13 protein-coding genes are annotated in these 13925 nt (G+C 66.0%); 9 read left to right on the top strand and 4 right to left on the bottom strand.

Annotated features, from left to right (window positions below; all coding sequences use genetic code 11):
- The first annotated feature begins 200 nt into the window (after positions 1–200).
- The 3 genes from GD429_RS17380 to GD429_RS17370 are packed head-to-tail and all read left to right on the top strand — an operon-like array spanning position 201 to position 2432.
- Complete coding sequence (locus tag GD429_RS17380; RefSeq protein ID WP_152858233.1) at positions 201–1343, top strand: MGDG synthase family glycosyltransferase; 1143 nt, start codon at positions 201–203, stop codon at positions 1341–1343.
- Positions 1340–1834, top strand: a complete 495-nt coding sequence (locus tag GD429_RS17375; RefSeq protein ID WP_152858231.1) for a hypothetical protein — start codon at positions 1340–1342, stop codon at positions 1832–1834. Before GD429_RS17380 ends, GD429_RS17375 begins: the two co-directional genes overlap by 4 nt.
- A 13-nt stretch (positions 1835–1847) precedes the next feature.
- A complete protein-coding gene (locus tag GD429_RS17370) occupies positions 1848–2432 on the top strand; it encodes a dual specificity protein phosphatase family protein (protein ID WP_152858229.1) in 585 nt (194 codons plus the stop codon).
- On the opposite strand, the gene GD429_RS17365 is transcribed toward GD429_RS17370, so the two are convergent.
- On the bottom strand, positions 2378–2863 hold the full coding sequence (locus tag GD429_RS17365) for a hypothetical protein (protein ID WP_415748940.1): 486 nt from the start codon (positions 2861–2863) through the stop codon (positions 2378–2380). The two genes, GD429_RS17370 and GD429_RS17365, sit on opposite strands and share 55 nt — an antisense overlap.
- Positions 2864–3143: 280 nt before the next feature.
- Here GD429_RS17365 and GD429_RS17360 point away from each other — a divergent pair, with 280 nt between their 5' ends.
- Both GD429_RS17360 and GD429_RS17355 read left to right on the top strand, forming a co-directional pair.
- Complete coding sequence (locus tag GD429_RS17360; RefSeq protein WP_415748939.1) at positions 3144–3458, top strand: helix-turn-helix domain-containing protein; 315 nt, start codon at positions 3144–3146, stop codon at positions 3456–3458.
- Complete coding sequence (locus GD429_RS17355; RefSeq protein WP_152858225.1) at positions 3451–4737, top strand: type II toxin-antitoxin system HipA family toxin; 1287 nt, start codon at positions 3451–3453, stop codon at positions 4735–4737. The genes GD429_RS17360 and GD429_RS17355 overlap by 8 nt, the downstream gene beginning before the upstream one ends.
- Before the next feature lie 210 nt (positions 4738–4947).
- Here the strand turns inward: GD429_RS17355 and betA are convergent, their stop codons facing one another.
- From betA to betI, 3 genes are read right to left on the bottom strand one after another with little or no spacing between them, the layout of a single operon-like run.
- Positions 4948–6648: a choline dehydrogenase gene (gene betA, locus GD429_RS17350; RefSeq protein ID WP_152858223.1), complete on the bottom strand. Its 1701-nt coding sequence runs from the start codon at positions 6646–6648 to the stop codon at positions 4948–4950.
- A 23-nt stretch (positions 6649–6671) separates the two neighbouring features.
- On the bottom strand, positions 6672–8141 hold the full coding sequence (gene betB, locus GD429_RS17345) for a betaine-aldehyde dehydrogenase (RefSeq protein ID WP_152858222.1): 1470 nt from the start codon (positions 8139–8141) through the stop codon (positions 6672–6674).
- 30 nt (positions 8142–8171) lie between these two features.
- Positions 8172–8756: a transcriptional regulator BetI gene (gene betI / locus GD429_RS17340; RefSeq protein WP_152858219.1), complete on the bottom strand. Its 585-nt coding sequence runs from the start codon at positions 8754–8756 to the stop codon at positions 8172–8174.
- Positions 8757–9479: 723 nt separating this feature from the next.
- Here betI and GD429_RS17330 point away from each other — a divergent pair.
- The 4 genes from GD429_RS17330 (at position 9480) to GD429_RS17315 (ending at position 13924) form a co-directional block, all read left to right on the top strand.
- Positions 9480–10382 (top strand): alpha/beta fold hydrolase, encoded by a 903-nt coding sequence (locus tag GD429_RS17330; RefSeq protein WP_152858215.1) that lies wholly within the window; start codon positions 9480–9482, stop codon positions 10380–10382.
- 67 nt (positions 10383–10449) lie between these two features.
- Positions 10450–11019 (top strand): methyltransferase family protein, encoded by a 570-nt coding sequence (locus tag GD429_RS17325; RefSeq protein WP_175918506.1) that lies wholly within the window; start codon positions 10450–10452, stop codon positions 11017–11019.
- Between the two features lie 17 nt (positions 11020–11036).
- Positions 11037–12320 carry a glycosyltransferase gene (locus GD429_RS17320; protein ID WP_152858213.1) on the top strand — a complete coding sequence of 428 codons (1284 nt, stop codon included), beginning with the start codon at positions 11037–11039 and terminating at the stop codon, positions 12318–12320.
- On the top strand, positions 12317–13924 hold the full coding sequence (locus tag GD429_RS17315; RefSeq protein ID WP_152858211.1) for a DHA2 family efflux MFS transporter permease subunit: 1608 nt from the start codon (positions 12317–12319) through the stop codon (positions 13922–13924). Before GD429_RS17320 ends, GD429_RS17315 begins: the two co-directional genes overlap by 4 nt.
- The last annotated feature ends 1 nt before the right edge of the window (position 13925 follow it).

The raw sequence follows: 13925 nt of genomic DNA, 5'->3' as shown, positions 1-13925 counted from the left end.
AGCCGCAGATCCGGGCCGCATCGACCGGACGCAGTATGATTCCGCAGTCGATGCCGGCGATCGATCGATTCGGAGTACCCGATCGCCCGCGCCGCCGAAGATCCGCCAAGCTTGTTGAAAGCCGGACGCGAGACGCAGCTGCGTGAGAGCGCCGCTGCCGAATCCGAGTCCGGATCACCTTCATCGATACGGTCAGTCAGATGTCAAAGCAAAACAAGAAAATCCTTCTCCTGAGCGTCAGCGCCGGCGCCGGGCATACCCGCGCGGCCGAAGCGATCCGCGCATTCGCCGGCAGCCATCCCGCCGGCATCGAAGCCACGCACCTGGACGTGATGGATTTCGTGTCCACCGGCTTCCGCAAGCTGTACACCGATCTCTACATCAAGCTCGTCAGCAGCCAGCCGGCGCTGTGGGGCTACCTGTACCAGAAGACCGACGAGGTCGATCCCGCCGCGCCGTCGCAGAAGATCCGGCGCGCGATCGAGCGGCTCAATTGCCGGCAGCTGCTCGCGGAGATCGAACGGCAGCGCCCGGACGCGATCATCTGCACGCACTTCCTGCCCGCCGAACTGCTGTCGCGCGAGATCCGCAAGGGCCGCGTCGACACGCCGGTGTGGGTGCAGGTCACCGATTTCGACCTGCACAGCATGTGGGTCGTGCCGAACATGCGCGGCTACTTCGCGGCCAACGACGAGATCGCGTGGCGCATGCACGCGCGCGGCATGGCGCCTGAAACGGTGCATGTCAGCGGCATCCCGATCATGCCGGCGTTCGGCCAGCCGCTCGACCGCGCGGCCTGCGCGGCCGAATTCGGCCTCGATCCCGCGCGACCGACGTTCCTGATGATGTCCGGCGGCGCGGGCCTCGGCGGGCTCGACGTGCTGGCGACGCGGCTGCTGGAGATGGACGCCGATTTCCAGTTGATCGCGCTGGCCGGCAAGAACCAGGCGATGCTGGCGTCGCTGCAGGCGCTCGCCGCGAAGCATCCGGGCCGGCTCTTTCCGCAGGGCTTCACGCAGCAGGTCGAACGCCTGATGGCCTGTGCCGACCTCGTCATCACGAAGCCGGGCGGCCTGACGACGTCCGAATGTCTCGCGATGCAGTTGCCGATGATCGTCAACTCGCCGATTCCGGGCCAGGAAGAGCGCAATGCGGATTTCCTGCTCGAACAGGGCGTTGCGCTGAAGGCCATCGACGACGATGCGCTCGTCTACCGGATCCGCGCGCTGCTGCAGACGCCGGAGCGCCTGGCCGACATGCGCCGCCGCCTGGCCCCGCTCGGGCGGCCGCTGGCCGGACGCTTCGTGCTCGATCGCGTGCTGGGCCTGGAGCCTGCCGCATGAGCGTCGCGCGTTTTGTGCCGACGCGCCATACGTTGTTCGTCGTCGCGTGGGTCATGTTGCTCGCGTTCTTTTTCGCGAACGTCGAGATCCAGATCGAGGGCAGCGCGGGCTGGGCCGCCAACCTGCCGACCTGGCGCATCGACAAGCACTGGCTGCTCGATATCTTCTGGGGCGGGCGCCCGATGACCGGATACCACGCGTGGGTGTTCCCGTTCGTCGCGCTGTTCCTCCATCTGCCGCCCATCTTCAACGCGCGCTGGTCGTGGCGCATCGAAGCCCGCATCGTCGCGTGCATCATGGTGTTCTGGCTGACCGAGGATTTTCTGTGGTTCGTGCTGAATCCGGCCTACGGTCTTGCCCGCTTCAACCCGGCGCACGTGCCGTGGCATGTCCACTGGCTGGGCGTGGCGCCCACCGACTACTGGACGATAAGCGCCGCCGCGATCGTCCTGTTCATCCTGTCGCGCGAGCGCAAGCGCGCATTCCACTGAACACCGAACCGATATGAAAATCGCCTTCATTGCCGCGATCGCCGTTACGCTTGCCGGGCTCGTGCAGCCGGCCCAGGCGGACCCGGTGTCCGGCGTTTCCTCACGCCCGATCCAATGGGCGCAAAACATTGCCGACGCACGCGTGAACAACCTGCATCGCATCACGCCGACGTTGTACCGCAGCGCGCAGCTTTCGCGCGAAGACGTGCCGGAATTGCAGAAGCTCGGCATCCGCAAGGTCATCAGCTTCCGCGCGTTTCACGCGGACGACAGCATCCTGGCCGGCACGCAGATCACGATGCAGCGCATCCGGATCAATACGTGGTACATCCGCGACGAAGACATGGTTGCCGCGCTGAGGGCGCTGCGGACCGCCGACCAGGACGGCCCGGTGCTGATCCATTGCCAGCATGGCGCCGATCGCACCGGGCTCGTGTCGGCGCTGTACCGGATGGTGTTCCAGGGCTGGACGCGCGAGCAGGCGCTCGACGAACTGCAGCACGGCGGCTACGGATTCCATCCGATCTGGCAGAACATCACGAATTACCTGAAGCACGTCGACGTCGAGCGTTTGCGGCAAGAGGTCAACAACGGTTGAGCCGGAAATGAAAAACGCCGCTGACGGTGATCGTCGGCGGCGTTTCGCGTGGGCGTTCGGGCAGTGCGCCCGCTGTCGTCAGACCGTCTCCGGCTGCCTTGCCGGCTTCGCGACGAAGTAACGCACGACGACGCACGCGAGCAGCGTTCTTGTCGTTCCATCCGCACGTGCGGGCGTCGACATCCACCCGTCCTGCAGCCTGGGCATGCCCCAGGGCGAAGAGCGCCGCGCTCGCGGACATCTTTGCCTTCGAAGGTGCCGGCGGCATGAGCGAACCGACGAAGTACACGATCCGGTTCACCCATCCCGTGTACGACGGCCTCGCCACCTTGTTGAAGGCGCCGCTGCATGGCCTTTGTTGCGACGACGGGATCGGCTGGCAACGCCGCAGCCAGTTCATTTTTCAGGCGCTGTGCAGCATCCGGCTCCACCACGGAGACCCTGGACACAGGCTTCGCACCGGGTGCGCTTGGTCGGTGAAGATATGGATATCCGCAGCCATCACTGCCCCGGATAGTCCGCGCAGCCCCGGGACGGTCTGATCGGCCGCTTCTTTGCCGCGGAGCTGCTTAACTCCATTATGTTGTGGTTATTTGCATAATTTTGCCGATAAGGCGTGGAATTGAGGAATTACGCCTCTTGAACCAAGGTGGCGTTAATTCTATAATTTTGGGTGTTAACCGGCATAGAAGGGGGTAGATGCACACTATGTTGGATTTAAGCTTTAGCAAGCCGAGTGAGGTCGTCAAGCGCCTCTGCGATCGCTTGCGCACAGAGCGTTTGGCTCTGGGCATGACTCAGTCGGATCTGGCCGGGCGTGCCGGCATTGGGGTCAACACCGTGTCCAACCTGGAGGCCGGGCGCAATGTCGGCTTCGAGGCCGTGGTCCGGGTGGCGATGGCGCTCGGCCGAATCAAGGAGTTCGAAGGTCTGTTCCAGCCAAAGCTGGACAGCATCGAGGACATTCTGCGCTACGAGAAAACAGCCAAGCGCCTCCGTACAAGGAGGAAGTCCAGCAATGCCTGAACAGGTGAATGTCTTCTACGAGGGCTGGGGGGAGCGATGGCATTGGGGCACGCTGGTCTCCACGACAGCCCTGACCGGTCGCCCGCTGATCGTGTTCGAGTACAGCAACGAGGCCAGGCAAAGGGGCCTGGAGCTGTCTTCGTACACGCTGCCGCTGGAGGGCCCTCAGTTGCGGCGAGATTTCCCGGGCCATCAGTTGCAACTTCCGGGGCCTGTCTATGACGCCTTGCCAGACGGGTGGGGCATGCTGCTGATGGACCGTATGTTCAGGCGCCGTGGACTCAACACGGCCCGCATTGGTGCCCTGGAGCGGTTGGCCTATATCGGTAGCAACGCGATGGGGGCCATGACGTTTGAACCCGTCGCACCCGAAGGAGAGGCGCCGGACGTCCACATCCCGCTGGAACAGCTTGCTGCCGAAGTGCAGGAAGTGCTCCACGGTGAAGGTAGTGAGTTCCTGCAGACGTTGCTGCTGGTGGGCGGCTCGCCCCAAGGTGCAAGGCCCAAGGCCCTGGTCTATCGCGATCCGCAAACAGGTGGGCTTACCACGGCCGTCACGCCGGGCTTCGACGCCTGGCTGGTCAAGTTCCCGGGCGGAGAAGAGCATGCCGAGGTGTGCGCCATCGAGATGGTCTACGCCGAATGTCTGCGCAGATGTGGCATCGAGACCCCGGACACGCAGTACTTCAGTTTGCCCAATGGGCTGGCGGCGTTCGCCAGCAAGCGCTTTGATCGGCATGATGGATTGCGCGTCCCCATGCAGAGTCTCGCGGCGTTTACGGGGGCCGATTACCAGGTTGCGGGGTCGTTGGACTACTTCAACTTCTTGCGGGCGACCCAGATCTGTACCAACGACGTGCGAGAGATGGGGAGAGCCTTCGAGCGCGCCGTCTTCAACGTCGCGTTCAACAACCGAGACGACCATCCCAAGAACTTCTCCTACGTCATGGCGCCAAATGGTCAGTGGAGACTGGCGCCGGCCTACGATGTGACCTTCTGCGAGGGACCCGGTGGATATCACCAAATGGACGTGATGGGTGAGGCACTGGAGATTGCCCGCGCGCATATGCTTCGGCTTGCCGAGGAAGCCGAAGTGCCCCAGGACGTTGCCGGCAGAATGATTGACGGCATTTGCGAAGTGGCCAGCCAATTCTCGGACATGGCCGAGAACATGTACCCGCGGGTTATTACTCGAGATACCTTGCGCACGATCCAAGGCCGCATCAACGAGAACGTTGCCCTGCTACGCCAGGGTCCCGCGGGCCGCGCTCGCCGGTGAAGATGAACCGGCTGGCGAACGGTTCAGAAGTCCTCAAGCCGTTCAAAACGCGTGCGCCCGCGAACTCATCCGGCCGATGTGATCACATGGCTGCAAGTCGGGAACTCGCTTCCGCGCAAGTCACCGTAAAAGAAACGAAAACGCCGCCAACCATCACTGCCGGCGGCGTTTCGTCAGTATGCCGATGAGCGGGCAGCACGCCCGCCGTCGTCAGACCGTCTCCGGCTGCCGCACGGCCTTCGCGACGTTGCGCGCCAGCGCACCGTTCGCGACGAAGTACGGCACGTCGACACGCGCGAGCGGCTGGCGGCCACGAATCTTGTCGGCGATCTTCTCCGCGATCATGATCGTCGGCGCGTTCAGGTTGCCGGTCGTGATGATCGGCATGATCGATGCATCGACGACGCGCAGGCCTTCCAGCCCGTGCACGCGACCCTCTTCGTCGACCACCGCCATGTCGTCGTAACCCATCTTGCACGAGCACGACGGATGGAACGCGGTCTCCGCGCGAGCCCGCACGAACGCGTCGAGTTCCTGGTCGCTCTTGCAGTCGGCGCCCGGGTTCAGTTCGCGGCCGCGATAGCGGTCGAGCGCGGGCTGCCGCATGATCTCGCGCGTCGCGCGGATCGCATCGCGGAACTCGCGCCAGTCGAGCGCTTCGGCCATGTAGTTGAACAGGATGCTCGGATGCTGGTTCGGATCGCGCGAGCGCAGTTTCACGCGGCCGCGGCTCGGCGAGCGCATCGAGCCGACGTGCGCCTGGAAGCCGTGCATCTCGATCGCGTTCGAGCCGTTGTAGTTGATCGCCACCGGCAGGAAGTGATACTGGATGTTCGGCCAGGGATCGTCGTCGCGCGTGCGGATGAAGCCGCCCGCCTCGAAGTGGTTGCTCGCGCCGAGGCCGGTGCCGTTCAGCATCCATTCGAGGCCGATCTTCGGCTGGTTCCACCACTTGAGCGCCGGGTACAGCGACACGGGCTCCTTGCACTCGTACTGGATGTACATCTCCAGGTGATCCTGCAGGTTCTGGCCGACGCCGGGCAGATCGAGCACGACGGGGATGTCGAGTTCCTTCAGCCACGCGCCGGGGCCGACACCCGAGCGCTGCAGCAGTTGCGGCGATGCGATCGCGCCGCTGCACACGAGCACTTCGCGGCGCGCATGCGCGGTCGCGCGCTCGCTGCCGCGCAGGTACGTGACGCCCGATGCGCGCTTGCCGTCGAACAGGATGCGGTCGGCGAGCGCATGCGTGACGATCTCGAGGTTCGGCCGCGCACGCGCTTGGTCGAGATAACCGCGCGCGGTGCTCGCGCGGCGGCCGCGCGGCGTGACGGTGCGGTCCATCGGGCCGAAGCCTTCCTGCTGATAACCGTTCAGGTCGTCGGTGCGCGGATAACCGGCCTGCACGCCCGCGTCGACCATCGCCTCGAACAGCGGGTTCACGCCCGGCTTGCTGGTCGTGACCGACACGGGGCCGCTGCCGCCGTGGTAGTCGTTCGGGCCGACGTCGCGCGTCTCGGCTTTCTTGAAGTACGGCAGGCAGTCGAGATACGTCCAGTTCTCGAGGCCCTTGTGCGTCGACCAGTTGTCGTAGTCGAGCGCGTTGCCGCGGATGTAGCACATGCCGTTGATCAGCGACGAGCCGCCGAGCCCCTTGCCGCGGCCGCATTCCATCCGGCGGTTGTCCATGTGCGGCTCGGGGTCGGTCTCGTACGCCCAGTTGTAGCGGCGGCCCTGCAGCGGATAGGCGAGGGCGGCCGGCATCTGCGTGCGGAAGTCGAAGCGGTAGTCGGGGCCGCCCGCTTCGAGCAGCAGCACCGTGACGTCCGGATCTTCCGTCAGGCGCGTTGCGAGCACGTTGCCCGCGGAACCTGCGCCGCAGATGATGTAGTCGTATTCGCGTGTCGTCATGACGGGTTCTCCTCCTTTGAGATTCAAAACACCGGGTTGTAGCGGCCGAGCTCGACCTGCACCGACTTGATCCGAGTGTAGTGCTCGAGCGTCGTGATGCCGTTCTCGCGTCCGACACCGGATTGCTTGTATCCGCCAACCGGCATTTCGGCCGGCGATTCGCCCCACGTGTTGATCCAGCAGATGCCGGCTTCGAGGCGATGGATCGTGCGGTGCGCGCGCGACAGGTTCTCGGTCACGACGCCTGCGGCGAGGCCGTAGTGCGTGTCGTTCGCGCGGGCGATTACTTCGTCCTCCGATTCGAAATCGAGGATGCTCATCACCGGCCCGAAGATTTCCTCGCGGACGATCTTCATGTCGTCGCGGCAATCGCCGAACACGGTCGGCGCGACGTACTGGCCGCTGCCGAAGTGGCCGTCGGTCAGGCGCGTGCCGCCGGCGAGCAGCTTCGCGCCTTCGGCCTTGCCGCTTTCGATGAAGCCGAGCACCTTGTCGAGCTGCGCGGCCGACACGAGCGGGCCGAAGTTGGTGTCGGCATCGGTCGGCTTGCCGACGCGGATGCGCTTCACGCGTTCGAGCACGCGCTGCGTGAACGCGTCCTTGATCGAGCGGTGCACGAACACGCGCGTGCCGTTCGTGCAGACCTGGCCCGAGCTGAAGAAGTTGGCGGTCACCGCGATGTCGGCGGCACGGTCGAGATCCGCATCGTCGAACACGATCAGCGGCGACTTGCCGCCGAGCTCCATCGTCACTTCCTTCAGCGACGATGCGCCGGCCAGCGACATCACTTTCTTGCCGGTCTCGACGCCGCCCGTGAACGACACCTTCGCGATGTCCGGGTGGCCCGTGAGCAGCGCGCCGACGGAACCGTCGCCCTGCACGACGTTGAACACGCCGGCCGGCACGCCGGCTTCCGTATAGATTTCCGCGAGCTTCAGCGCGGTCAGCGGCGTGACTTCGCTCGGCTTGAACACCATCGCGTTGCCGGCGGCGAGCGCGGGCGCCGTCTTCCAGCACGCGATCTGGATCGGGTAGTTCCATGCGCCGATGCCCGCGCACACGCCGAGCGGCTCGCGGCGCGTGTAGACGAACGAATCGGCGCGCAGCGGCACTTGCAGCCCTTCGATCGCGGTCGCGAGGCCCGCGTAATACTCGATCACGTCCGCGCCGGTGACGATGTCGACCGCGAGCGTCTCGCCGATCGGCTTGCCGGTGTCGCGCGTTTCCAGCGCCGCGAGCTCGTCGTTGCGCTCGCGCAGCAGGTCGACCGCGCGGCGCAGGATGCGCGAGCGCTGCATCGCGGTCATCGCGGCCCATTCGCGCTGGCCTGCCTGCGCGGACGCGACCGCACGGTCGACGTCGGCCGCGCTCGCCTGCTGCACCTGCGCGAGCAGTTCGCCGGTGGCGGGATCGAAGGTGTCGAAAGTCTTGCCGCTCGTGGCGTCGACGTAACCGCCGCCGATGTAGAGGCGCTGCAAACCGAATACGGACATGAGGATCTCCTTGAGGGCGACTGCGTAGCGTCAGTCGGACGCGAGCAGCAGGTCGATGTAATCGTGGGCGAGCTTCAGTGCCGCCCGGGTGTCGATCGGGCCGCCGGCGAGCGCGCCACGCAGCCACAGGCCGTCGATCAGCGCGGCGAGGCCGCTGGCGGCCTCGCGCGCCTTCGCGAGCGGCAAGGCCTTCGCGAATTCGGCGCACAGGTTCGAATGGAGGCGCCGCGTGTTGACGTGCTGCAGGCGCTTGAGCATCGGGTCGTGCATGCTCTGCGACCAGAACGCGAGCCAGGTCTTCATCACGGGTGCGCTGACCTGCGTGTCGTCGAAGTTCGCGGCGACGACCGCGCGCAGCCGCGAACGCGGATCCTTGCGGGCCGCCACGCGGCGGCGCGTGGTGGCCGACCACAGGTCGCGCAGCACGTGCCGCATCGTCGCTTCGAGCAGGCCGTCCTTGTCGCCGAAGTAGTGGCTGACGATGCCCGTCGAGATCTTCGCGCGTTGCGCGACCGATGCGAGCGTCGTGCCGGGCAGGCCCGCTTCGTCGATCGAACGCAGCGTGGCGTCGATCAACTGTGCGCGGCGAATCTCCCGCATTCCGACTTTCGGCATCGCGACTCCCTTCGCCCGGGCGGGCCAATCCATGGAAGTCGAGAGCTTAGCGGTTTTTTATTGAACGTTCAATCAACAAAAAATCGGGGTCTGACGGTTGCGGAGTGCTCGGCAGTGCGGCGGACCGATCGTTTGCCGCGATGTGCAGGTGCGGAAAAATGAATTGAAAGGAAGTTAAATAAGCTGGAGTTTGTTTAAAACGGTTTGCGAAAAGGTGACGCAATGCGGCGGAAAATTTCCGACTCCGTTTCTATTACAAAACGAAAGAGTGTGGAGGTCTGCAATATTCTCCGCGATGTGAAATTGTGAGTTTCGGTCATGAAGATCGGTAATGTCATAAAATCCGTTTAAATCGAGTGATTAAAATGTGATATGTGTATGAATACAAAGGGAAATGTTTGACTTGTGAATGGCGCGGCAGATCGTTCGCAAACGATTGCTGGAGCGTTTGATTCGATCGCGTTTACCATAAAAAATGATAAAAGAATTTGAATCGGGCGTATTCCCGGGTCGAGTAGAGGGAATCGTTGGAGTGACTTGAGTCAGTAATATTGTCCGTATTAGTATGGCGCCGCACCACGAGGAATGAATGGGCGCCGCCGGCATTTGCCGCGGTGCGTCGGCAATGGGCGCGGCGACAGGTCGCGCGCAGGGCCGGCGCCAGCCATTGCGCACCTGCAGCATGCCGCGACGTCGAGACGCCGCATCCACCGGAGAACGACGATGCCGACCGAAAAACACGTGGTCCCGCTGCCGAATGGTCTGAAGGTCTACGTCGAACGGAACGTGTTCGACCCGGCGTTCGACACGGCGATGCTCGTCAACGGCGCGCTCGCGACGACCGCGTCGTTCGGGCAGACCGTCCAGTATCTGGGCGAGCGGATGAACACGATCTGCTTCGACCTGCCGTACGCGGGGCAGTCGCGCCAGCACAACCCGGGCTGCTTCATCCTGACCAAGGACGACGAAGCCGCGATCCTCCAGCATCTGGTCGAGCGCTTCGCGCCGGCGTTCCTCGTGTCGGTGTCGTGGGGCGGCGTCGCATCGCTGTTCGCGCTCGCGCGCGGCTGCCCGAGCGTGCGGCGCGCGGCGATCTGCTCGTTCTCGCCGTTCCTGAACGACGCGATGATCGACTACGTGACGCGCGCACGCGATCACATCGCGGCCGGCGAGAACCTGAAGGCCGCGCAGTTGCTGAACGACACCGTCGGCCGCTACCTGCCGCGCATCATGAAGCTGTACAACTACCGGTATCTCACGCGCCTGCCGCGCGACGAGCAGGACCAGGTCGCGTTCCACGTCGACCAGATCCTGTCATTGCAGCCCGAGCGCTACTTCAGCGAGTTCTCGAACATCGGCTGCGAACTGCTGTTCCTGAACGGCGAGCGCGACGAATACACGACGCCGGCCGACGTTCGCCAGCTCGGCGCGCACGTGTCGCGCGCGCGGTTCGCGACGGTGCCGGACGCCGGCCATTTCCTCGACATCGAAGGCCGCGCGCAGCGCGAATACACGCGCTCGGCGCTGCTCGATTTCTTCTGCGACGGGGCGCCGGTCGCGGCCGGCATGGCGCGCGCCGCCGCGCATGCGTGCGTGCCAGCGCCGATGCACGCGCTGTCGTCGTGACGCCGCACGTCGTGCCGCGGGCCCGGCCCGCGCATCCGAATTCCCATCCCAATGAGGCAGGCCAGCCGTGAATATCGTTCAGACCATCGCCATCGTCGTTCCCTGGGCCGCATGGCTCGCGTACTGGATCGCCACGTCGCAGGGCGTGAAGACGACCGTGCGCAAGGAAGCGTCGCGCTCGCGCACGCTGCAGTCGATTCCGCTGATCGTCGGCGGCGCGCTGATCATCCTGCCCGATCCGTCGTGGCAGGCGCTCGTGCCCGACTGGCAACGCTTCGGCCTGCAGGCGCAGTGCGGGCTCGCGGTGCTGGTCGCGGGCCTGCTGTTCTCGGTGTGGGCGCGGCTGCATCTCGGCACGAACTGGAGCGTGTCGGTCACGCTGAAGGAAGACCACGAACTCGTGCGCACGGGGCCGTACGCGCTCGTGCGTCACCCGATCTACACGGGCTGCCTGCTCGCGCTCGCCGGCGCCGCGCTGATCGGCGGCGAATGGCGCGGCGCGATCGGCGTGCTGCTCGTGTTCGCGTCGCTCGCGTACAAGGTGCGTGTCGAGGAGAGCTGGCTGACCGGGTATTTCGGGCCGGCGTACACGCAGTATCGCCGCGAGGTCTCGGCGCTGATTCCCGGCTTCTACTGATTCCCGCGAGGCGCGCGATGGCGAAGATGATCGTGACCGCGATCGGCTCGGCGGGCGACGTGCATCCGTTGCTCGGCGTCGCGCGCACGCTCGCGGCGCGCGGTCACGCCGTCGTGTTCTGCACGCACGCGCCGTTCGAGGCAGCCGTGCGCCGTTGCGGTTTCGCATTCGTGCCGGTCGGCACCGCGGCCGAATACGAGGCCGCGATGGCGAACCCCGCGCTGTGGGACCCGCGCACGTCGTTCCGCACGCTGTGGCAGGTGATCGCGCCGATGCTGCGCCCGCATTACGACGAGCTGCATGCGCTGGCCGATGACGATACGGTGCTCGTCGGCACGCTGTGGGCGTTCTCCGCGCGTTTCATGCAGGAGCTGCACGGCACGCCGTACGTGTCGGTGCAGGTGTCGCCGTCGACGCTGCTGTCCGCGCATGCGCCGCCGACGCACCCGCGCCTGACGATTCCCGCGCGCTGGCCGCTGCCGGTGAAGTCGGCGCTGATGACGCTGATCGAGCGGCAGGTGCTCGACCGCGTATGCGGCCCCGCGCTCGACACGGTGCGCCGCGAACTCGGGCTCGCACCCGCGCGGCGCGTGCTCGGCCGCTGGCTGCATTCGACCGACGGCGTGCTGTGCCTGTTCCCCGGCTGGTTCGCGCCGCCGCAGCCCGACTGGCCGGCGAATCATCTGCAAAGCGGCTTTCCGTTGTTCAACGATATCGCGGTGCCTGACGAAGATGTGGAACTCGATGCGTTTCTCGCGGCCGGTGAACCACCGGTCGTGTTCACGGCCGGCTCGACGCTCGTCGATCACGCGGCGTATGCGCGCGCGGTGGCGGACGCGTTGCGCGCGACCGGCGCGCGCGGGGTCCTGCTGACGCCGCACGATGCGGCGCCGGACGGCAACCGGCTGCTCGTGCGCCGCTTCGTGCCGATGCGCACGCTGCTGCCGCGTTGCCGCGCGCTCGTGCATCACGGCGGGATCGGCACCGCGGCGCTCGCATACGAGGCCGGGATCGTGCAGGTCGTGACGCCGTTCGCGCACGACCAGTTCGACAACGCGCAACGCGTCGCGGCGAGCGGCTGCGGCGTGCGTATCGACGGCCCGGTCGATGGTGCGCGTCTCGGCGCGGCGCTGGCGCACGTGCTCGACGAACCGGCATTCGCGGTGCATGCGGAGCGCGCGCGTGCGCTGCTCGCCGCCGCGCCGGACGGCTGCGGCGTGGCTGCCGATTTCATCGAACGGTTCGCGCCGATGCGCAGGCGGGCGATCGTGCCGGCCGATGTCGCGGTGGCCGGCGCATGAGCACCGCGTCGCCGCTTCACGATGCGCCCGTCGCGCCGCCCGCGTTCGATGCGCCGGCCCCGGCCCCGGCCCCCGCGTCGGCCGCGCAGCCGGTGCGCGGCATCCGGCTCGCGCTGCTGACCTTCGCGCTGTCGCTCGCGACCTTCATCGAGGTGCTCGACTCGACCGTGACGAACGTCGCGGTGCCGGCGATCTCCGGCAGTCTCGGCGTATCGAACAGCCAGGGCACGTGGGTGATCAGCTCGTATTCGGTCGCGGCCGCGATCGCGGTGCCGCTGACAGGCTGGCTCGCGCGCCGCGTCGGCGAATTGCGGCTGTTCGTCGGCGCGGTGCTGCTGTTCACGCTGACGTCGCTGCTGTGCGGGCTCGCGCGCGACCTGCACGTGCTGGTGATCTGCCGCGCGCTGCAAGGGCTGTGCTCGGGGCCGATGGTGCCGCTGTCGCAGACGATCCTGCTGCGCACGTTCCCGCCGGACAAGCGCACGATCGCGCTCGCGCTGTGGGCGATGACGGTGCTGCTCGCGCCGATCTTCGGGCCGGTGGTCGGCGGCTGGATCGTCGACAACTTCTCGTGGCCGTGGATCTTCCTGATCAATTTGCCGATCGGGCTGTTCTCGTTCGCGGTCTGCACCGCGATGCTGCGCCCCGACGCGCAGCGCGGCGCGGCCGGCCCGATCGACGTGCCCGGCATCGTGCTGCTCGTGATCGGCGTCGGTTCGCTGCAGGCGATGCTCGATCTCGGCCACGATCGCGGCTGGTTCGATTCGCCGCTGATCGTCACCCTCGCGGTGGTCGCGGCGCTCGCGATCGTGTCTCTGCTGATCTGGGAGGCGGGCGAAGCGCACCCCGTTGTCGATCTCGGCCTGTTTCGCGACCGCACATTCTCGTTCTGCGTGCTGATCATCTCGCTCGGGATGATGAGCTTCTCGGTGGTCGGCGTCGTGTTCCCGCTGTGGATGCAGGCCGTGATGGGCTACAACGCATTTCACGCAGGGCTCGCCACGGCATCGCTCGGCGTGCTCGCGCTCGTGTTCTCGATCCTCGTCGGGCTGCATGCACACCGCTTCGACGCGCGCGTGCTCGCGACGTTCGGCTTCCTCGTGTTCGCGGCCGTGCTCGCGTGGGACGCGCATTTCACACTGAAGATGACGTTCGCGCAGATCGCCGCGCCGGGGCTGATCCAGGGGATCGGGCTGCCGTGCTTCTTCATTCCGCTGACCGCCGCGACGCTGTCGCGGATTCCGGACGACCGGCTCGCCGCCGCGTCGAGCCTGTCGAATTTCCTGCGCACGCTGTCGGCTGCGTTCGGCACCGCGATGAGCGTGACGCTGTGGGACAACCGCGCGACCTATCACTACGACGTCGTGTCGCAATCCGTCACGCATGCGTCGGCGAACACGCAGCGCTTCGTGCACACGCTGAACGCGATGGGCGTGGACGGCGTGCGCGAGCTGACGACGCTGCACCAGGTCGTGATGCAACAGGCGTACATGATGGCGACGAACGACATGTTCTGGATGGCGAGCATGACCTGCCTCGTGCTCGCCGCGATGATGTGGCTGACGCGGCCGAAGCGCGGCGCGGCGGCGTCCTTCGGGCATTGAG

Origin of the sequence: Burkholderia sp. BE17 (genome assembly GCF_009362305.1) — a bacterium.
In the GTDB taxonomy this organism is placed as follows: Bacteria; Pseudomonadota; Gammaproteobacteria; order Burkholderiales; family Burkholderiaceae; genus Burkholderia; species Burkholderia pyrrocinia_C.
Note: the sequence above shows the minus strand (reverse complement) of the source record. Positions and strands in the feature narration are given on the sequence as shown.